Annotated in this window: 17 protein-coding genes and 1 tRNA gene; 15 read left to right on the forward strand and 3 right to left on the reverse strand. The window is 49.8% G+C overall.

All coding sequences use genetic code 11. The features are described from left to right. Positions 1-469: 469 nt before the first annotated feature. Positions 470-2,323: a dihydroxy-acid dehydratase gene (gene ilvD, locus NMK_RS04125; protein ID WP_109014506.1), complete on the reverse strand. Its 1,854-nt coding sequence runs from the start codon at positions 2,321-2,323 to the stop codon at positions 470-472. A gap of 65 nt (positions 2,324-2,388) precedes the next feature. On the opposite strand from ilvD, the gene lgt reads away from it, so the two are divergent. Beyond that, positions 2,389-3,171, forward strand: coding sequence for a prolipoprotein diacylglyceryl transferase (gene lgt / locus NMK_RS04130; protein ID WP_109014507.1), 783 nt, complete (start codon positions 2,389-2,391; stop codon positions 3,169-3,171). A gap of 77 nt (positions 3,172-3,248) precedes the next feature. Beyond that, a complete protein-coding gene (locus NMK_RS04135; RefSeq protein ID WP_227871356.1) occupies positions 3,249-5,639 on the forward strand; it encodes a GspE/PulE family protein in 2,391 nt (796 codons plus the stop codon). A gap of 48 nt (positions 5,640-5,687) precedes the next feature. On the opposite strand, the gene NMK_RS04140 is transcribed toward NMK_RS04135, so the two are convergent. Next, on the reverse strand, positions 5,688-5,879 hold the full coding sequence (locus tag NMK_RS04140) for a YbdD/YjiX family protein (RefSeq protein ID WP_109014508.1): 192 nt from the start codon (positions 5,877-5,879) through the stop codon (positions 5,688-5,690). Beyond that, positions 5,872-7,941, reverse strand: a complete 2,070-nt coding sequence (locus NMK_RS04145) for a carbon starvation CstA family protein (protein ID WP_109014509.1) — start codon at positions 7,939-7,941, stop codon at positions 5,872-5,874. Before NMK_RS04145 ends, NMK_RS04140 begins: the two co-directional genes overlap by 8 nt. A gap of 80 nt (positions 7,942-8,021) precedes the next feature. Here NMK_RS04145 and NMK_RS04150 point away from each other — a divergent pair. The 13 genes from NMK_RS04150 to NMK_RS04210 all read left to right on the forward strand — a co-directional run bounded on the left by NMK_RS04150 (position 8,022) and on the right by NMK_RS04210 (position 20,566). Then, positions 8,022-8,097: transfer RNA gene (locus tag NMK_RS04150), tRNA-Ala, on the forward strand. Between the two features lie 127 nt (positions 8,098-8,224). After that, positions 8,225-9,238 (forward strand): UDP-glucose 4-epimerase GalE, encoded by a 1,014-nt coding sequence (gene galE, locus NMK_RS04155; RefSeq protein ID WP_109014510.1) that lies wholly within the window; start codon positions 8,225-8,227, stop codon positions 9,236-9,238. Further along, positions 9,228-10,694: a mannose-1-phosphate guanylyltransferase/mannose-6-phosphate isomerase gene (locus NMK_RS04160; RefSeq protein WP_109014511.1), complete on the forward strand. Its 1,467-nt coding sequence runs from the start codon at positions 9,228-9,230 to the stop codon at positions 10,692-10,694. The genes galE and NMK_RS04160 overlap by 11 nt, the downstream gene beginning before the upstream one ends. Beyond that, positions 10,691-11,668 carry a GDP-L-fucose synthase gene (fcl, locus tag NMK_RS04165; protein ID WP_109014512.1) on the forward strand — a complete coding sequence of 326 codons (978 nt, stop codon included), beginning with the start codon at positions 10,691-10,693 and terminating at the stop codon, positions 11,666-11,668. Before NMK_RS04160 ends, fcl begins: the two co-directional genes overlap by 4 nt. Before the next feature lie 11 nt (positions 11,669-11,679). Further along, complete coding sequence (gmd, locus tag NMK_RS04170) at positions 11,680-12,774, forward strand: GDP-mannose 4,6-dehydratase (protein WP_109014513.1); 1,095 nt, start codon at positions 11,680-11,682, stop codon at positions 12,772-12,774. Between the two features lie 37 nt (positions 12,775-12,811). After that, complete coding sequence (locus tag NMK_RS04175) at positions 12,812-13,675, forward strand: ABC transporter permease (RefSeq protein WP_109014514.1); 864 nt, start codon at positions 12,812-12,814, stop codon at positions 13,673-13,675. A gap of 23 nt (positions 13,676-13,698) precedes the next feature. Further along, positions 13,699-14,970 carry an ABC transporter ATP-binding protein gene (locus tag NMK_RS18405; protein ID WP_181376163.1) on the forward strand — a complete coding sequence of 424 codons (1,272 nt, stop codon included), beginning with the start codon at positions 13,699-13,701 and terminating at the stop codon, positions 14,968-14,970. Further along, positions 14,958-15,767, forward strand: a complete 810-nt coding sequence (locus NMK_RS04185) for a sulfotransferase domain-containing protein (protein WP_109014515.1) — start codon at positions 14,958-14,960, stop codon at positions 15,765-15,767. Before NMK_RS18405 ends, NMK_RS04185 begins: the two co-directional genes overlap by 13 nt. A gap of 15 nt (positions 15,768-15,782) precedes the next feature. Then, positions 15,783-16,358: an acyltransferase gene (locus NMK_RS04190; RefSeq protein WP_109014516.1), complete on the forward strand. Its 576-nt coding sequence runs from the start codon at positions 15,783-15,785 to the stop codon at positions 16,356-16,358. 18 nt (positions 16,359-16,376) lie between these two features. Then, on the forward strand, positions 16,377-17,276 hold the full coding sequence (locus NMK_RS04195) for an alpha-1,2-fucosyltransferase (protein WP_109014517.1): 900 nt from the start codon (positions 16,377-16,379) through the stop codon (positions 17,274-17,276). Beyond that, a complete protein-coding gene (locus tag NMK_RS04200; protein WP_109014518.1) occupies positions 17,273-18,268 on the forward strand; it encodes a glycosyltransferase family 2 protein in 996 nt (331 codons plus the stop codon). The genes NMK_RS04195 and NMK_RS04200 overlap by 4 nt, the downstream gene beginning before the upstream one ends. 69 nt (positions 18,269-18,337) lie before the next feature. After that, positions 18,338-19,630 (forward strand): glycosyltransferase family 4 protein, encoded by a 1,293-nt coding sequence (locus NMK_RS04205; protein ID WP_227871357.1) that lies wholly within the window; start codon positions 18,338-18,340, stop codon positions 19,628-19,630. A gap of 9 nt (positions 19,631-19,639) precedes the next feature. Then, the gene (locus NMK_RS04210) at positions 19,640-20,566 is read left to right on the forward strand and encodes an NAD-dependent epimerase/dehydratase family protein (protein WP_109014520.1); all 927 of its coding nucleotides are present in this window, start codon (positions 19,640-19,642) and stop codon (positions 20,564-20,566) included. The last annotated feature ends 4 nt before the right edge of the window (positions 20,567-20,570 follow it).

The raw sequence follows: 20,570 nt of genomic DNA on the forward strand, positions 1-20,570 counted from the left end.
GGAAGGGAAACAATTTGAAACAATGATATAGTTGTCCAAACAATAATTAGAACATGGACAATAATGCTAATAAGAACCGTGATCCCTGCCTTGCTGACTTTATTTACATCATCCGCGCATAGCGTCGATGTGTACAAATGGACCGATGAACTGGGACAACTCCATTACAGCAACATGCGTCCCATGCCTCATGGCATTAGCCATACTGAAATTCTAAAGTTCCATGCGCCCACAAGTGTTTCGAAAGGTCCTGCACTAGTGATGGCTAGCCAACAACCGACTTCCAGTTCGCCAGGACAGCCCGTTCCCAATCAGGTCGAACCTCCTTCAACAATAGAAGAATCTCCACCCGATGTCTTTATCGTAACCCAGCACTTTAGAAGAAGACGATAAAACTCTTCGGGCCAAAATAAAAAAGGCGCTTTACATCGAAAGCGCCTTTTTCTATACCGCAGTATTTATTTAAAACCTATCGCTTCTCCACCTGCGTAACATCGCGCACTGCCCCCTTGGCGGCACTGGTCGCCATGGCGGCATAGGCACGAAGTGCCACGGAAACATGACGCTCGCGATCCACAGGCTTCCACGCGTCTGCACCCTTGGCTTCCATCTTGGACCGGCGGTGCGCCAGCTCTTCATCGGAAACAGCGAGATGAATGCGGCGGTTGGGGATGTCGATTTCGATGGTGTCGCCCTCTTCCACCAAGCCAATGGCGCCGCCTTCTGCCGCTTCCGGCGAGGCGTGGCCGATACTGAGGCCAGAGGTGCCACCCGAGAAGCGGCCATCAGTCAGCAATGCACAGGCTTTGCCCAAGCCCTTGGACTTGAGGTAGCTAGTCGGGTACAGCATTTCTTGCATGCCTGGCCCGCCCTTGGGGCCTTCGTAACGAATAACAACCACATCCCCAGCGACGATCTGGTCGTTGAGAATACCGGCCACGGCAGCGTCCTGGCTTTCGAAAATACGGGCGCGACCGGTGAACTTGAGGATGCTATCGTCCACACCGGCGGTTTTAACGATGCAGCCGTCCAACGCAATGTTGCCGTACAGCACGGCCAAGCCGCCGTCCTGCGAATAGGCATGGGCCTTGTCGCGGATGCAGCCTTCGGCGCGGTCATCGTCCAGCGTCGGGTAGCGCATGCTTTGCGAGAAAGCAATCGTAGTAGAGATGCCTCCGGGCGCGGCGCGGAAAAACTCCTGCACTGCCGGGTCTTGCGTGCGACGGATATCCCAATGCTCCAATGCAGCCCCCATGGTCGGGGCATGCACGGTATGCACGTCGCGATGAATCAGACCGGCACGATCGAGTTCGCCCAAGATACCCATCACGCCGCCAGCGCGGTGAACGTCTTCCATGTGGTACTTCTGGGTCGCCGGGGCCACCTTGGAAAGGCAGGGCACGCGACGCGACACCTGGTCGATGTCGGCCATGGTGAAATCGACACCGGCCTCGTATGCAGCAGCCAGAAGGTGCAGCACTGTGTTGGTGGAGCCGCCCATGGCCACGTCCAGGCTCATGGCGTTCTCGAAGGCCTGGAAGGTCGCAATATTGCGCGGCAGCACGGAAGCGTCGTCCTGCTCGTAATATCGCTTGGCGAGTTCGACGATCAGACGGCCTGCACGCAAGAACAATTGCTTGCGATCGCCGTGCGTGGCCAATGTAGAACCATTGCCCGGCAGGGAAAGACCGAGAGCTTCTGTCAGGCAGTTCATTGAGTTGGCGGTGAACATACCGGAGCATGAGCCGCAGGTGGGGCATGCGGAGCGCTCGACTTCTGCCACTTGCGCATCGCTCACGTGGCTGTCGGCGGCTTCGACCATGGCATCGACCAAGTCCAATTTGCGTACCTCGCCCTGCCAATTGACCTTGCCGGCCTCCATCGGGCCGCCGGACACGAAGATCACAGGAATATTCAAACGCAGCGCGGCCATCAACATGCCTGGGGTGATCTTGTCACAGTTGGAAATGCACACGATGGCGTCGGCGCAGTGTGCGTTGACCATGTATTCCACGCTGTCGGCGATGAGGTCGCGGCTGGGCAGCGAATACAGCATGCCGCCGTGGCCCATGGCGATGCCGTCGTCGACCGCGATGGTATTGAATTCCTTGGCGACGCCGCCTGCTTTTTCAATCTCGCGCGCCACCAGTTGCCCCAAGTCTTTCAGGTGCACGTGACCGGGCACGAACTGCGTGAACGAGTTGGCGATGGCGATGATGGGCTTGGAAAAATCCTCCTCCTTCATCCCCGTGGCACGCCATAGGGCACGGGCACCGGCCATGTTGCGGCCTTGGGTAGTAGTGTGGGAACGATACTTGGGCATGACGAACCTCGAAAATTCCTAACGTATAATCTCGCAATTCTAACTCATTCCGACCATCGCCTCTTATGCTGGTTCACCCGCACTTCGATCCCATTGCCATCCACCTCGGCCCGTTCGGCATCCACTGGTATGGTCTTATGTACCTGCTGGGTTTCATGATGCTGCTGTGGCTGGGTAAATCGCGCATTCGCAAACATCCGGAATACGGCTGGACGGAGAAGCAACTCGACGACGTACTGTTCTACGGCGCGCTCGGTGTCATTCTGGGCGGACGGCTAGGGTATGTGGTGTTTTACCAGCCAGTCTATTTTTTCTCGCATCCCGCAGAGATTTTTGCGGTCTGGCAAGGCGGCATGTCCTTTCACGGAGGATTCCTGGGTGTCCTGGTCGCCGTTGCCTTATTCGCACGAAAGGAAGGCAAGCGCTGGCTTGCCATGATGGACTTCATCGCCCCGCTCGTACCTCCGGGCTTGGCAGCAGGCCGGCTTGGCAACTTCATCAATGGTGAGCTGTGGGGACGCCCCACCGACTTGCCCTGGGGTATGGTGTTCCCGCAAGTAGATGCATTGCCGCGCCACCCTTCCCAGCTTTACGAATTTACGCTGGAAGGGATCGTCCTATTCCTTATACTGTGGCTGTATTCGAGCAAACCGCGACCAGTCGGCACCGTTTCGGGGCTATTTCTGCTGGGCTACGGCAGTTTCCGATTCCTGGTGGAGTTCACCCGCGAGCCTGATAGCTTCCTTGGATTCCTGTCCTTGGGGCTGACCATGGGACAATGGCTCAGCTTGCCCATGATTGCCCTGGGTCTATGGATGTTCCTATACAGCGCTAGGGGAAATCCCTAATTTTCTTTTAGGCGCAAAAGCTGAATGGTATGATGCTTGCTCTAGGATAACCACCTTGCATCAACGACCGTTGGATAATGAGCACAAATAATCTCAATTGGCCCTTGGCTGCATATGCCATTTTGGGGGAGCCGGAGCAACCGCATCCGCCATGCACCATTGTGTTGCGAGATGCGACCGAAATGCATGGAACGCTTGCCATTTTCGATCCGGATCATGGCACGGTCGCGCTCATCCCCCCTGACAGCACATCCGCCCAGAACATACCGATTGACTCCATCAAGGCGGTCCGCCTGACGCAACCGATCAGGCTGAATAGCTCGACCGTCGTCACTGAAACCCAAGGCATTTTCACCGCCCCCCAGGTTCGCCATTGCTCTCTGGAGTTCAAGGACGGCGAAATGCGGGAAATCGATTCTTTCGGCATACTGGAAACCGCGAGCGGCCTTTATCTTTACGAACCGGCCGCTGACAACGCCGGTCATTTTTTGAGGAATTTCATTCCCTCTTCGGCGATAAAAAATCACTTCATCGGCGAACCGTTAGGTAAAATTCTGATAGAGGAAAACATTGCGACTGAGGATCACGTGAACGTCGGCCTACAAAAACAACAAGAGTTGCGTAATCGTCCGTTGGGAGAATACCTGACGGAAGACGATATCATTTCGCCCGACCAGCTAGTCAAAGCGCTCAACGAACTGCGCCATCTGCCAATGAAAAGGCTGGGCGAGGCCCTGATGGAAGCGGGCTTGATTACGCAATCCCAGCTCGAAGCCGCACTGGCCGAGCAAAAGCTGAACCGCCGACGCTCTTTGGGCAGCATCCTGATCGACATGGGCGTAGTGGATGAGATCACCATCACCCGCATTCTGGCCCGCAAGCTGGGTATCCCCTATATCAGCCTGGCCCGCTTCAACATCGACCCCAACGCCATCAAACTCGTCCCCGAAGCAGTCGCCACCAAGTACAACCTGATTCCGCTGGGCATGGTGGATCAGCGTATTTTTGTGGCGATGGAAAACCCGTTGTTGCATGAGGCAATGAACGAGGTCCGCTTCCATGCCAAGAAAACAGCAGAGCCCGTCATGGCTTCCGGCGACGAAATCCGCAAGGTAATCCGGACGTTTTACGGTGGCGCAAAGATTGATGACCTGGCGTCGGAGCTTTCCGAGGCCATGGACAAAGGCGATGACGAAGCCGAACAGTTCAATGAACCGAGCGAGTCAGACAACACGCTGACACGTCTGGTTAACAAGATCATTCTGGACGCCCATCAGCAGGGCGTTTCCGACATCCACATCGAAACCTATCCGGGCAAGCGCAACAGCATCATCCGCTTCCGTAAGGATGGCGTGATGATGCATTACTTCAACCTGCCGGCCAATTATCGCGGCGCCATTGTTTCGCGCCTTAAGATCATGGCCAATCTGGACATTTCTGAGAAGCGGAAAGGCCAGGACGGCAAGATCGACTTTTCGCAGTACGGCCCGGCACGCATCGAACTGCGTGTTGCGACCATTCCGACCACGAACGGCCTGGAAGACGTCGTCCTCCGTTTGCTGGCAGGCGGCAAACCATTGCCTCTCGCCAAGATCGGGCTCAGCGAAGACAACCTGACGCGCGTCTCGTCCTTGGCGCAACGCCCTCATGGCATGTTCCTAGTGTGCGGCCCGACAGGCTCCGGTAAAACGACCACCCTGCACTCCGTATTGGGCTTCATCAACAATGCCGAGCGCAAGATATGGACGGCGGAAGACCCGATCGAAATCACGCAGGAGGGCCTGCGCCAGGTACAGGTCAATCCCAAGATCGGCTGGACCTTCGCTACCGCCCTACGCAGCTTCCTGCGCGCCGACCCGGACGTCATCATGGTGGGCGAAATGCGGGATCGCGAAACCGCGCAGATTGGCGTCGAGGCCTCGTTGACCGGCCACATGGTGCTATCCACGTTGCATACCAATAGCGCGCCGGAATCGGTAGTGCGCCTGCTGGACATGGGCGTGGATTCGTTCAACTTTGCCGATGCCCTGCTGGGAGTGCTGGCGCAACGCCTGGCCCGCCGTCTTTGCCCGGAGTGCAAACGTCCCCACCTGGCGACTCAGGAAGAACTCGACGCCTTGGTATCAGAATACTGCGAGACCTACGAGCAAGCGCATTGCGAGTCACCTCCACATGCAGCCATTCTCTCTAACTGGCGCAGCCGTTTCGGGGACAAGAACGGCGGCATCACGCTCTACACGGCGGTGGGCTGCCCCAACTGCGACCAGACAGGCTACAAGGGGCGTCTAGGTCTACACGAACTGCTCTTCGGCACCCCGGAAATCCGCCGCCTAATCCAGAACCGCGCACCAGTCGCCGATATCCTGGCAGCAGCACTGGACGCCGGGATGCTAACGCTCAAGCAGGACGGCATTCAAAAAGTCCTGATGGGTGATACCGATATCGCACGAGTACGTGCCACCTGCTAAACAACGGGCATAAAAAAGGGGCCTCACGGCCCCTTTTTTCTTTTTACTTCAGCAACAGCGCTTTACGCCATTCCACTTTCGCTCCTGCCATTGACGAAAGAAGACTTCTCTCGTCAAAGGCGTCAGTTCGGAGTGATGGTCGGCGTGGTGTTTCAGGTAACGCTCGTAAGCGTCGTCACCCGACAGTTGCCGTAGAGTTTTCCACCATGCACTTCCCCATCGTTTAAGCCCATCAATCACGGACGTAATCCTCGACCAATCTGCTCGGCATATGGGGAGACTCCGAGATCGGCGGAACAGGAAGCCCCACCACCTGGCGATAGCATACCCGCAACATATCGAGCACGATCACCCATAGCAACGTCACGAAAAACAAGGTCAGCCAGGCATCCAGTTGCTGATTGAAAATCAGCTGGGGGGCGACCGTTGCCTTTTCCGGCGGGAGCGTTCCGGAAGCCAATTTCGCAGCCATGTCGTGTGCGGCAGCAAAGAAACCGACGCGAACGTCTTCACTCATGATCTTCTGATAGGCCGCCGTGGTAGTAATCGTCACCAGCCAAGCCAGCGGCAAGGCTGCGATCCATGCGTGTTTGAGTTTCCCGCTCTTGACCAGGATGCCGGTGGCAACGCACAAAGCGATTGCTGCGAGCATCTGGTTGGCGATGCCGAACAGCGGCCATAGGATATTTACCCCACCGTTCGGGTCGATCACACCGATGTAAAGAAAATAACCCCATGCAGCGACGATGGTTCCACTCGTCAGCATGACCGACGGCGTCCAGGAGGTCTGCCCCAACTTGGGCCAAATATTACCCAGCATATCCTGCAGCATGAAACGGCCGACACGCGTCCCGGCGTCCAGCGTTGTCAGGATGAAGAGCGCCTCGAACATGATAGCGAAGTGATACCACAAGGCGAGCAAGCCCTTGCCGAAAGCGCTCCCGAAGATACTCGCCATACCGACCGCCAAGGAAGGCGCGCCTCCAGTGCGGGCGAACAAAGTCTTCTCGCCCATCTCGTTTGCCAGCATTTGCATCTGCTCGACCGTCACCGGGAATCCCCACGAAGATATCTTGGCGACAGCATCGGCGGCCTCTTTACCTACCACTCCCGCCGGGCTGTTGATGGCAAAGAAGATGCCGGGCTCCAACACGGTCGCGGCAATGAGCGCCATGATGGCAACGAAGGACTCAAGCGCCATGCCACCGTAGCCGATCATGCGGATATCGCGCTCGTTGGCCAGCAGCTTGGGCGTGGTGCCGGAAGAGATCAGCGCGTGGAACCCCGAAATCGCGCCGCAGGCGATGGTAATGAATACAAAGGGGAACAAAGCACCGCCAAAAATCGGACCGCTGCCGTCGATGAATTGCGTCAACGCCGGCATTTTTACCTCAGGCCGCAACAGTACGATGGCCAAGGCAAGCAGCAGAATGGTGCCCATCTTCATAAAGGTCGAGAGGTAGTCACGCGGCGCCAGCAGCAGCCAGACAGGCAACACGGCAGCGAGAAAACCATAGGCGATGATGGCCCAGGCAAGCGGCAACCCATCATGGTCGAAGAATCCCCGTAGCGCCTCGTTGTGATCTACCCAACCGCCTCCGACAACAGCGAGCAACAGCAGAACCACGCCTAGCAATGAACCCTCCAGCACTCGGCCAGGCCGAATGCTCCGCATATAAAGGCCAACGATCATGGCAATTGGAATCGTCGCAGCCACGGTCGAAGTCGCCCATGGACTGTGCTTCATCGCATTGACCACGACCAAGCCGAGCACGGCGATCAGAATCACCATGATGACCAGCGTGGCTGTTAACGCTGCCGCGCCACCGATAGGCCCCAACTCGTCCCGGGCCATTTGACCCAGGCTACGGCCGTCGCGACGGGTAGAAAAAAACAAGGTCACCATGTCCTGTACGCAACCGCCCAGCACTGCACCGACCAGAATCCACAGCGTCCCCGGTAAATAGCCGAACTGCGCCGCAAGCGTGGGACCGACCAACGGCCCGGGGCCTGCAATCGCAGCAAAATGGTGTCCGAAAACGATCCATTTATTGGTCGGCACGAAGTCGCGCCCGTTGTCGAACCGCTCCGCCGGCGTTGCGCGCGTCTCATCCAGTACCAGCACTTTCGCGGCGATCCAGGCTGCATAAAACCGATAGGCAATCGCGTAAACACACACCGCCGCCGTCACAAACCAAAGCGCATTGACCGATTCCCCACGGTTGAGTGCAATGCCTCCCACTGCTGCCGCCCCCAGGATGGCAACGCCAATCCACGGCAGCTTTTTGAACAAATGATTCATAGGCTTGTCTTTATTTTCCAAGTTGATCCACTATCATTTGCAAGTATAATTCACTGCACCGCTTTAGTTGTTCACACCATGGGCCGATAGCTCAGCTGGGAGAGCGCCGCGTTCGCAATGCGGAGGTCGGGAGTTCGATCCTCCTTCGGTCCACCATCCTGACTGTAAGGGGTATGCTAAACTACAATGAGTTTTTGGCAGCCAATACTACTGCTCTCCACGTCATCACCTCATGTGAACCTTGACTTAAGTCTTACGAATTTTGAACTCCAATTTTCAATAAATGAATATCTTGTTGACAGGGGGAACGGGCTACATAGGAAGCCACACGGCAGTTGTGCTCGAACAATCGGGTCATCAGGTGGTTCTGTTCGACAACCTCTCTAACAGCAGCCGTTCAGTGGTAAACCGGATTGCCCGGATTACAGGCAAACGCTCTGCGTTCATCCAGGGAGACATTCGAGATCAAGACCTGCTCCGGAATACTTTGATCAAACATGACATTCATGCCGTAATCCACTTCGCCGGGCTCAAAGCTGTAGGCGAGTCTGTCACGCAGCCCGTGAATTATTACGCCAACAATGTACAGGGAACCATCAGTTTGCTGCAGGCAATGCAAGCAACCGGTGTAACCACCTTGGTATTCAGTAGCAGTGCGACTGTTTACGGCCAACCGCAATATCTTCCGCTCGACGAAGACCATCCGACCAGCGCGACCAATCCTTATGGTCGAAGCAAGCTTTACATCGAAGGCATCTTGCAGGATTTAGTCGATTCCAGCTCAGATTGGCGCATTGCTTGCCTGCGTTATTTCAATCCAGTTGGTGCACATGAAAGCGGTTTGATTGGAGAAAACCCACAAGGTACACCAAACAATCTAATGCCATTTATCGCTCAAGTAGCTTCAGGTCAAAGAAATGAGCTATCCGTTTTTGGCAGCGACTATTTAACCGCAGATGGCACAGGCATCAGAGATTACATTCACGTCATGGACTTGGCTGAGGGGCATGCGGCGGCACTTCAGTACCTGGAGACACACCCCGGATTTCAGGCAATAAACCTGGGCACAGGTGTCGGATACAGTGTGTTAGAGATGATAAAGTCGTTTGAGCACGCAAGCTCCCGACCTATCCCTTACAAATTCACAGTTCGTCGCCAAGGGGATGTAGCCGAATGCTATGCAAATCCGAATAAGGCATTTCAACTGCTTGGATGGAAGGCACATCGTACCCTAGATGACATGTGTTCAAGCACCTGGAAGTTCCAGCAAGCCGTCAGCGAAACCTATGAAATCTGAAACCGATACACTACAGGTTCAACCCGTTATTCTTTGCGGAGGCTCCGGTACACGGTTATGGCCTCTGTCCCGCGCAGGGTTCCCGAAACAATTTCTCTGCCTATCTGGCACGGAAAGCTTGTTTCAACAGGCGGCAAGAAGATTAAGTGCCCTTCGAAATGAAAGCATTTCTGTCGCTGCACCTTACATCGTCAGTAATGAGGAACATCGCTTCCTAGCGTTGGAGCAACTACGAGAAGCCCAAATCGACTTAGGTGCCGCCCTGCTCGAACCCATTGGGCGAAATACTGCACCAGCTTTAACGCTAGCAGCACTAGCAGCGCTTGAAACCGGTCAAGATCCGATTCTAGCTGTCACCCCTGCCGACCAAATTGTGCGCAACGAAGCTGCATTTATTTCGGCAATGCAAGAAGCCATCGTCAATGCATCTCAAGGGGCAATCGTCGTTCTGGGAATTACGCCAGACCGACCAGAAACTGGCTATGGTTATATCAAAACCCAATCCGCCCAAGATAGCAACTCTGTTCTTAACGTCGAACGCTTTGTTGAAAAACCCGATCTCACGACCGCGCAACGCTATCTAAGTGAAGGCGGGTATTACTGGAACGCGGGCATATTCGTTGTAAAGGCATCCGTCTGGATGCAAGCCTTGGAATATTTTCGCCCAGATATTGCGAAATCATCTCGTGACGCTTGGGATGCAAGAACCTCCGATGCCGCCTTCATTCGGCCCGGCAAAGCTGAGTTCTCATCCATTACCAGCGAATCTGTCGACTACGCTGTGATGGAGTATTGCCCAGGAAGTCAATTTCCATTAGCCATGGTCCCGCTCGATGCCGGATGGAGCGATCTGGGCGCGTGGGATGCTGTCTGGAACACACAGGAAAAAGACGAAGCCGGCAATGTACATCAAGGGGACGTGCTAGCCCAAGATAGTCGCAACACATTGGTCTACGCGACTGGAAGGCTGGTATCTTTGGTTGGTGTCGACGACTTGGTAGTCATTGAAACACCCGATGCGGTACTGATTGTGGATAAGTCGCGATGTCAGGACGTAAAGTACATCGTCAACGAACTTCAGCAGAATCACCGTCAAGAACAGACGCTTCATCGCAAAGTCCACCGCCCCTGGGGATGGTACGACAGTATCGACCAAGGCCAAGGGTTCAAGGTCAAGCGGATACAAGTCAATCCTAAAGCCAGCTTGAGCCTACAAATGCATCACCATCGGGCCGAGCATTGGGTGGTCGTCAAGGGTACGGCGGAAATTACTTGCGGGGACAAAACCATCCTTCTCAGCGAAAACCAATCGACCTATATCCCCTTGGGTGAAAAACATCGTCTATGCAACCCTGGCGTAACTCCATTAGAGATTATCGAGGTGCAATCGGGCAGCTATCTTGGCGAGGATGATATTGTAAGATTTGAGGATCATTACGGACGCAGCAATCGATGAGTACCATTCCCAAAATTTATGTAGCGGGCCATCGAGGCATGGTAGGTTCGGCTATCGTCAGAGCGCTTCAACAACAAAGTAACACTCACATCCTTACACACACTCACGCTGAGCTAGATCTCACCAATCAGGCAGCCGTTCGTACTTTCTTCGAAACAGAAAAACCGGATCAGGTTTATCTAGCTGCGGCCAAAGTTGGCGGCATTCTCGCCAATAACAATTATCCAGCCGAATTCATCTATGAAAATCTGATGATTGAAGCCAATATCATCGATTCGGCGTTTAGGACTGGTGTTAAGAAACTGCTCTTCTTGGGTTCAAGCTGCATTTATCCGAGGCTTGCGGCTCAGCCGATGCGCGAAGATAGCTTGCTCACCGGAACGCTAGAACCCACCAACGAGCCCTATGCAATCGCAAAAATTGCCGGAATCAAATTGTGTGAAAGCTATAATCGACAATATGGTGAGAGCCATGGCATTGATTATCGTAGCGTGATGCCGACCAATCTCTACGGCCCTGGCGATAATTATCACCCTGAAAACTCGCACGTCATTCCAGCTTTGATTCGGCGCTTTCATGAAGCCAAAATCAGCCATCAACCCAGTGTCAGCATATGGGGTTCAGGAACACCAAAACGTGAGTTTCTTTATGTGGACGACATGGCAACTGCATGCTTGCATGTCATGAATCTCGACAAAGCCGAGTATCTCCAGTTTACGCAGCCCATGCTCAGTCACATTAACGTAGGCTATGGTGATGACATTACAATTCGCGAATTGGCTGAAACGATCAGCAAAACGGTGGGTTACAAAGGCACCATCACTTATGACGAATCCAAGCCTGACGGCACTCCCCGCAAGCTCATGGATAGTTCGCGCATCAACGCACTGGGATGGCAAGCCAAGGTCGATCTGGAAAGCGGTTTAGCGATGGCCTATAAAGACTTTCTACAAGCGGAAACGCTCCGAAAATAAGGATTAAAAACATGTCTGATCAAAAAAAAGTAGCACTGATTACCGGGGTAACCGGCCAGGACGGCGCTTACCTTGCCGAACTTCTGCTAAACAAGGGTTATATCGTCCATGGTATTAAGCGACGCAGCAGCCTTTTTAATACTGATCGTATCGACCATCTCTATCAAGACCCCCACGAAAAAGACGTGCGCTTTTTCCTGCATCACGGAGACCTGACCGACAGCTCCAGCCTCATTCGAATCATCCAGCAAACCCAACCGGACGAGATCTACAATCTCGCCGCGCAAAGCCATGTCGCTGTGTCTTTCGAAGAACCGGAATACACCGCCAATTCCGATGCACTAGGCGCTCTCCGCATTCTGGAGGCCATTCGTATTCTCGGACTGGAAAAAAAGACGCGCTTTTATCAAGCCAGTACATCCGAACTTTACGGTTTAGTGCAGGAAATTCCTCAGAAGGAAACTACCCCTTTCTACCCGCGCAGCCCTTATGCAGTCGCCAAGCTTTACGCGTACTGGATCACGATCAATTATCGCGAAGCGTATGGTATCTATGCCTGTAACGGCATATTGTTTAATCATGAAAGTCCGATTCGCGGCGAAACCTTTGTCACCAGGAAAATCACCCGCGCCCTGGCTCGCATCAAACTAGGTCTACAGGATTGCCTGTATTTGGGTAACCTCGATGCCAAACGTGATTGGGGACATGCAAAAGATTATGTCGAAATGCAATGGTTGATGTTGCAGCAAGAAAAGCCAGAAGACTTTGTTATTGCAACAGGCGTTCAGTACAGCGTACGCGACTTTATTAATGCCGCAGCCGAAGAACTTTCACTGAAAATTTACTGGGAAGGTACTGGCGTTGACGAGAAAGGCTATGACGAAACTGGCAAGTGTATTGTGGCCGTCGACCCCAAATATTTCCGTCCTACAGAAGTGGAAACATTGCTGGGCGATCCTTCCAAGGCCAAAGAACAGCTGGGATGGACTCCCAGGACCAGTTTTGCAGAGCTTGTGAAGGAAATGATCCGAGAAGACCTAAAAAGTGCCGAGCGGGACGAGCTTGTTAAAAAGCACGGGTTCAAAGCTATGGATTACCATGAGTAATGCCAAGCATCAATCGACTTAATTCATTTGTTTCACCATGAAAAAAATTATTGATGTCACGGCCGACTCGGCGAACCGGCAGCCCTTTACAGTAACCATCAAACCACGCAAAGGCTGGAATGCACCAGAATGGTCTGAAATATGGCGGTTTAGAGAACTGATTGTTGTATTTGCTTGGCGAGAAATTTCCATTTTATATAAACAAGCTGTCATAGGAGTTGGATGGATGATTTTCCAACCCCTCATCACTGTCGGCATATTCACGCTCCTTTTCGGACGCTTAGCCGGCATACCTTCTGACGGCTTGCCATATCCAATATTTGCCTTGACGGGACTACTCCCTTGGCAATATTTCTCCAAGTCTGTACTAACAGGCAGCAACAGTTTAGTTGCGAACAAAGGAATTCTAACCAAGACCTACTTTCCACGACTCATTCTTCCTTTGAGCGGGGTGCTTGCTGGATTGGCTGATTTAGCAATAGGTCTTACACTTCTACTTTGCTTGATGCTGTGGTACGGCTTGCCGTTATCCTTGCATCTTCTAGTACTTCCCGTGTTGCTTGTCATGGTAGTGCTTCTGGCTTTTGGCCTTGCCGTAACTCTCGCCGGGCTAAACGCAATCTATCGAGACATCAGCCTTGTGCTACCTTTTGTAATGCAAGTATTGATGTATTCAACTCCCATTATTTACTCAGTTGGCTTTATTCCACCTCATTGGCAGTGGCTTATCAAACTAAACCCGATGACCGGCATAATCACAAGCATTCGCTGGGCAGTACTGGGGATTGGCAGACTCGATAGTACTGCCTTGTGGATATCAATGGCTTGGATAATTCTCTTAATATGGGCCGGAGTTCGCTTGTTCAAACGGTTGGAAGCTGAGTTTGTAGATCGGCTATAAGCTTCATTATAAGGGTAAAAGCATTGACAAAAATCGTTATTGAAGTTGCGGATATCGGTAAACAATTTAAGCGTCCAGTCGCCCTCCAAGCAAATACTCTTCGTGACGCGATTGCTTACAAATGGCACAACTGGTTGAAGAAATTGACCAATCGCCCCGCCACACACACACAAGAGGACTCATTCTGGGCTTTACGTGAAATCAATTTTCAAGTAAGGGAAGGGGAAGTAGTTGGCTTGATTGGCAGAAATGGGGCTGGGAAAAGCACTTTACTCAAAATTCTTTCTCGCATCTCCATGCCGACTGAGGGGCAGATCAGAATGCATGGTCGCGTAGGTTCACTGCTGGAGGTAGGTACAGGATTTCACCCAGAATTAACGGGAAAAGAAAATGTATATCTTAATGGCGCCATTCTTGGTCTTACACGCAATGAAATCAACAAGAAATTTGATGCGATATTGGATTTCTCAGGTGTTGAAGAATTTATTGACACTCCGGTAAAACATTACTCTAGCGGCATGCAAGCTCGTCTTGGTTTTGCAGTTGCAGCCCATTTAGAGCCAGAGATATTAATTGTAGATGAAGTCTTAGCTGTTGGTGATGCCGCTTTTCAGAAAAAATGCCTTGGAAAAATGCGTGATGCAGCAGGGGAAGGAAGAACTGTTTTGTATGTTAGTCACAATTTGGCAAGCTTAAACACCTTCTGTACTCGCGGGATTGTTCTCGATCATGGGAAAGTGTCCTTCGATGGAGATATAGATAAGGCGGTTACACATTATCTGAAAGGAATATTCCCCTTGGAGAAGGGTACGGATGGCTTTAGTCAACGCAGCATAGATGGGTTTAAAATTATCACGGTCAAAATAAGAGATTCTAACAATCACGATACACCGGTGATGCGTCACGGCGAAGAATCTGCGCTTCACTTTCATTTTGAAAACAAACTTTCATCTGCTCCACACGGGCTTGTCATTGGAATATTAGTGACCAACGAAATTGGAATTGATGTAATTAATGTGAATTCAATAATGACTGGAGCAACACTCGCTCCATTACCATCGGCGGGAGAAATTGTATTTCAATTAGGCAGGATTGGATTATTACCCGGCAATTACTACATAACGTTTACAGTAAATTCTTCAGATGGTGTTGTGTGTCAAATATATAGCGGACTATCTATAACAGTTGCGGATGGAGATTTTTACGGTAGCGGAAAGGGATGTTTAACGACACGAGCGATTTACATGCCTGAATGTAGTTGGTCAATTAGAAATGAAGAAATATGCGCATCATAATTAATTCTGTTCCTAAAGCAGGAACTCATCTAGCAGCGTCAGTTTTGAGTGAAATGGGACTAACTAAACGGGATGACGTAGGCCTAACAGGAATTCAACGCCGCCGCAGCATTAAGGATGCAGCATTAGATTTTATCTGGCCTCGCAAAGTCAACCTCGACTTAGATGAGTCATCCAAGTCCACTTCAACATTGCGCTGCGTGCCTCAATTGGAGCTTATAGAAAACAATGAGTTTGCAGTGGAGCATCTACCTTACTCTAAAGCTTTAGAACAAACTTTGATGCGACATAATGTTCGACTCATTTGCATTATCCGGGACCCAAGAGCAGTTTTATGGTCTTGGTATCACCATATGCTCAAGCACGCCGATTATCAATTTCATGAAGAGATGAATGATCCATCTCTTTCATTAGAGCAAAAATTGATGATTCCAATACTTGGTCGCCGAAAATCATCAGACATTGTCTTAGCTTCATTAGCTGATAGATACCGCAGATTCTTGCCTTGGAAAAATTCATCGATAGCTTTATGGATTAAATTCGAGCATTTAATTGGACCACATGGTGGAGGTGATGTCGAATTGCAACAAGAAACAGTAGCGAAAATTGCTGCGTTCTTGGGAGTTGAGATTGATTCATACACTATCGCCACAGCAATTTTTGGAAGAAATGCTTGGACATTCAGAGCTGGCCGTATAGACGAGTGGCAGAGTGCCATACCTGCTTCAATCATAAAATATGTTGATAATGAATTCTCCGAGCTTTACTCCGATATTGGTTATGCTCCAGCGAATTAGGATCGGAGAGCATTAATGCCAATGTTCTTAAAATTCCAATCAGCCCCAATATCAATCCTTCAGCGCATTAAAAATCGCTTACGGCACTATTCAGAGAGAATAATTGGTAGGGTGTCTTTAATTCGACTCAACTCAAAAAAAGATCCTATCTGGCCAACTGCCAACGTCGATAAGCGCGACATGGTTATTGTCGCTCCAACGGCGGAAATAAAAGATTACGTAATTATTAGAGCCTTTCATGAACTAATAACAATAGGCGATTACTCCCAAATCAATCCATTTACAGTGATTTATGGAGGCGCCCCAATTGTTATCGGAAACAATGTAATGATCGGACCTCATTGCACTATTTCCTCTGGTAATCATGATTATCAGCAAATTGAAAGGCCAATGCGCCATGCCGGAAACTTAATCGAGGGCCCAATAATTATTGAGGATGATGTTTGGGTGGGAGCTAATTGCGTTGTTACTGATGGTGTCCGTATTGGCCGTGGAGCAGTTATTGGTGCTGGCACAGTTATTACTAAAGATGTAGCACCATTTGCTGTTATCGTAGGTGCCTCTCAGCGTATTCTTAAAATGCGTATGTAAAAAAGAAGTATTTTCTAAATGCCATCATCTTCAGTTGTAATAACCAACCTTATTGGCGGCCTTGGTAACCAAATGTTCCAATATGCAGCAGGCCGAGCCCTTGCTGATCGCCATAATGCAAAACTCTTACTTGATCTAAGTGGATTCGAAAATTACTCCTTACGTCGTTATGAGCTAGAAACACTAAATATCCGTGCGGAAATTGCCAGCCAATCGGATATTGAATTCTTCCGATCCTCCGTACCATTCAGATGGGAAATGGGGAAGGTATTAAATAATTTTTCTAAAATTCTACTCTCCAAAAAAAAGGCTCAGGTTTTTAACGAATCTACTTTTTCTTTTATGCCAGAGTTGCAAAAGCAACCTCTCCCTCTCTATATGTCAGGCTATTGGCAGAGTGAACGTTATTTTAATAATTCCTCAGATATTATCCGTCGCGACTTCGAGCTGAAAGAACCTTTAGACGTTGAAAACAAAAAAATACTTAATAAAATTCAACAAACCGTATCGATATCACTGCATGTACGTCGAGGTGATTATGTTACCAACTCCACTACAGCAAAATTCCACGGCACCTGTTCCTTAGACTACTACTACTCAGCCATACGCTTTGTTGCAAGTCGAGTTCAACATCCACATTTTTTCATTTTTTCAGATGATTTGGATTGGGTATCCAAAAATCTAAATCTTAGTCATCCATCAACCCTCGTAGATATAAACGGACCGAGCAGTGGTGCTGCAGATATTGCGCTTATGAAACAATGTCAGCATAACATTATTGCGAATAGCTCCTTCAGTTGGTGGGGCGCATGGCTCAACCCTTCGCCCCATAAAATTGTTGTTGCTCCACAACGTTGGTTTAACCAATCGACCCACGACACCAGTGACCTGCTTCCAGCAAAGTGGTTCAAGCTATGACATTTCCTCAGGTTAGTGTTGTACTCCCTGTTTATAACGGTGCCGCCGATGTTGCAAAGGCTGTTGATTCGATCCTATCTCAGACGTATAAAAATTTTGAGTTGATCATAATTGATGACGGCTCGAAGGATGATTCTTATAGCCTTCTTAAATCCTTTACAGATTCACGCATCACCCTTATTCGCCAAGATAACATGGGCCTTGCCGCCACCCTTAATAGGGGCATCTCATTGGCGAGAGGTCGTTACATAGCTCGCCAGGACCAAGATGACATATCCCTAACAGACAGATTGGCTAAGCAGGTTGCCTACATGGAAAGCCACCCTGAATGTGCATTACTCGGAACTGCCGCAGATATATGGGTTGGAGATTACCCCACGTCCCGCGGCCATGATCATCCAACAGAACATGGAATTCTTTGTTTCGAACTGCTGTTTAATAATCCATTCGTTCACAGCTCTGTAATGCTGAACAGACATTCGATTTTGCACATAGGTGGGTACTCAACAGACCCTCTTCGCCAACCGCCTGAAGATTTCGAATTATGGTCTAGGATTGCGCGGCATTTTCATGTCGCAAATTTAGCAGAGAGACTCGTTGTTTACCGCGAAGTACCTAACAGCATGTCCCGAGCAGGCCCTAATCCGTTTCTCGACAGGGTAGTGACGATTTGTGCTGAGAATCTGGCATACACTAATAACTTGGAATTATCCAATCAAACATGCATAAATGTTGCCGCCTTGACTCATTCTGCTAGTCACAGATTTTCGACTTCTCTCAACATTAGGGACATGAGCAATCTGGTAATCCACGCAGGTGAATTAATCGCTAATACTTATAATTGTCCAGAAGTGATAAATCGCGCACAACATCGTGTAAAAATCTTGCGTTATCAACATTTCCTCCAGCGCAGTAATACAAATTGGGCAAGACCACTTTTAAGTGTTATCCGTACAATCAACAGTAAATTACATCGGCCCAATTTAAAATAACTCTGACTTATGAAGCTTCTATTTTGTTGTGAGTTTTACTATCCAAGTGTAGGTGGCGTGCAGGAGGTAATGCGTCAGATAGCCGAACGAATGGTTAAAAATGGCCACGAAGTTACCATCGCTACGTCTCAATTGAACAACCGAAACTTTGATTCTCATAATGGTGTAAGAATCGTCGAGTTCGCTGTCACGGGCAACTTAACTCGTGGCTTAGAAGGGGAAATTGAGCGATACCAAAGCTTTCTCGCCAATTTTAATGCAGATGCCATCATGATTAAAGCTGCCCAGCAATGGACTTTTGATGCGTCATGGCCAGTTCTAGATTTAATAAAAGCGCGCAAAGTTTTTATTCCTTGTGGCTTTTCTGGACTCTATGAACCTGAATATGCACAGTACTTCTGTAATCTACCTAATATTCTTCGTAAGTTTGATCACCTCATCTTTTATGCAGAACGCTACCGAGACATCGATTTCGTCAAAAATCATGGCATGCAGCATTTCTCGATAGTTCCTAATGGTGCCTGTGAAGAAGAGTTTTCTGCTATCAAAGACTCATCTTTCAGAGAACGACATGGAATTCCTGAGTCTAGCTTTCTGTTGCTAACTGTCGGCAGCATGACTGGCATGAAAGGACACAGAGAAGTTGCTGAAGCCGTCGCTCGGCTCAATTCCAAGGGACGACATGTAACCCTTATTTTAAATGGCAACAGGCTTCCAAGCATTTCCGACATTAGAGTGAATTTAGCCACTCCCAGCAAATGCAGCGGCATAGAGAACTTATTAATTAGGTTTAGACATCTCGGTAAACGTACATCCAAATTAGCAGGAAAAGCTTGTAGGGCATTTAGGGTTTACCAGAAAGAGGGGTGGAAAGGGGTTTGGCAACGTATAGCAACTTTGTTGGGGCAAAAGAAAAAAACGTTGGACTATTGGATTAATGATATAAATCATCAGGTTAGAAATAAAAAAATCTTGCAGTTAGATTTGCCGCGAACCGAACTAATTCAAGCCTACAAAGCTTCAGACCTTTTCGTATTTGCTTCGAACATTGAATACTCTCCGTTGGTTCTTTTCGAGTCCACAGCAGCAGGCTTACCTTTCCTCTCGGTCCCAGTAGGTAATGCAGAAGAAATTGCAGAGTGGACGGGCGGCGGGTGTATTTGCCCTGCGCTTAAAGATGAACGTGGTTATACTCGCGTCGACCCTGAATTGCTTTCTAAAATGATCCTTGAATTGATGGATCATCCGGAGGATCTTCGCAAACTTGGAGAAAATGGCCATGCTGCATGGCGCGAACGCTTTAATTGGTTGACTATTGCGAAAGATTACGAAGAAATTTTGAGTGGTGTAGTTTCCAGATAAGGATTAGTTGTGCGCACGTGCATTATTGGCGGATCCGGTTTTATCGGTCGATACTTGGCCCAAGCGCTAGTTGAGACAGGGAGAGATGTAATAGCAATTGGTCGGCGCTCCAACCCTGAGTTCTTACCATCAGGCTGTGAGTATGTGTCGTGCGATTATGCCAACCGACCTTTGTTGCGCCAAATACTTCACACATGTGACGAAATTGTTGATCTTGCATATGCAACCGTTCCACAAACTAGCTTTGCCGATCCGATAAATGATATCCAAGCAAATTTATATCCAAGCGTAGGACTCCTTGAAGAGGCATGCGCTCTGGGTACTAAGTTACGTAAATTGTTAATTGTATCCTCGGGTGGCACAGTGTATGGACTGGTCGAGGATTTACCTATCTCAGAAGAGACAGCGCTTGCTCCTGTTTCTCCATATGGAATTACCAAGCTCACTATCGAACGTTACGCTATGATGTTCCATCGATTACATGGCCTCCCAGTCACGATTGTCCGACCAGCCAACGCCTATGGAGTTGGACAAAAGCCTTTTATGGGACAAGGTTTTATTGCAACAGCAATGGGATACATACTTCGCGGTGAAGAAGTTGTTATATTCGGTACCCGTGGCACTATCCGTGATTATATCCATGTGAAAGATATAGCTAGTGGCATTGTTGCCGCACTGGAGAAAGGCTCTTGTGGTACAGCCTACAATATAGGTACCGGCATTGGCCGCGATAACCAAGAAGTACTAGAAACACTTTCGCCACTTGTAACTAAGTCTGGCTATTCAGTTTATATTAGAACAGAAGCTACCAGGCGCTTTGACGTTCCTGCCAATATCCTTGATTCTAAAAGTCTTCGTGAATGTTCTGGATGGCATCCTAATGTGTCATTCGAAAAGGGTATAGAAGAGATGTGGAATAAGCTCATCTCCGAATAGAGTA

It is taken from the genome of Novimethylophilus kurashikiensis, assembly GCF_003112435.1.
Lineage (GTDB): Bacteria > Pseudomonadota > Gammaproteobacteria > Burkholderiales > Methylophilaceae > Novimethylophilus > Novimethylophilus kurashikiensis.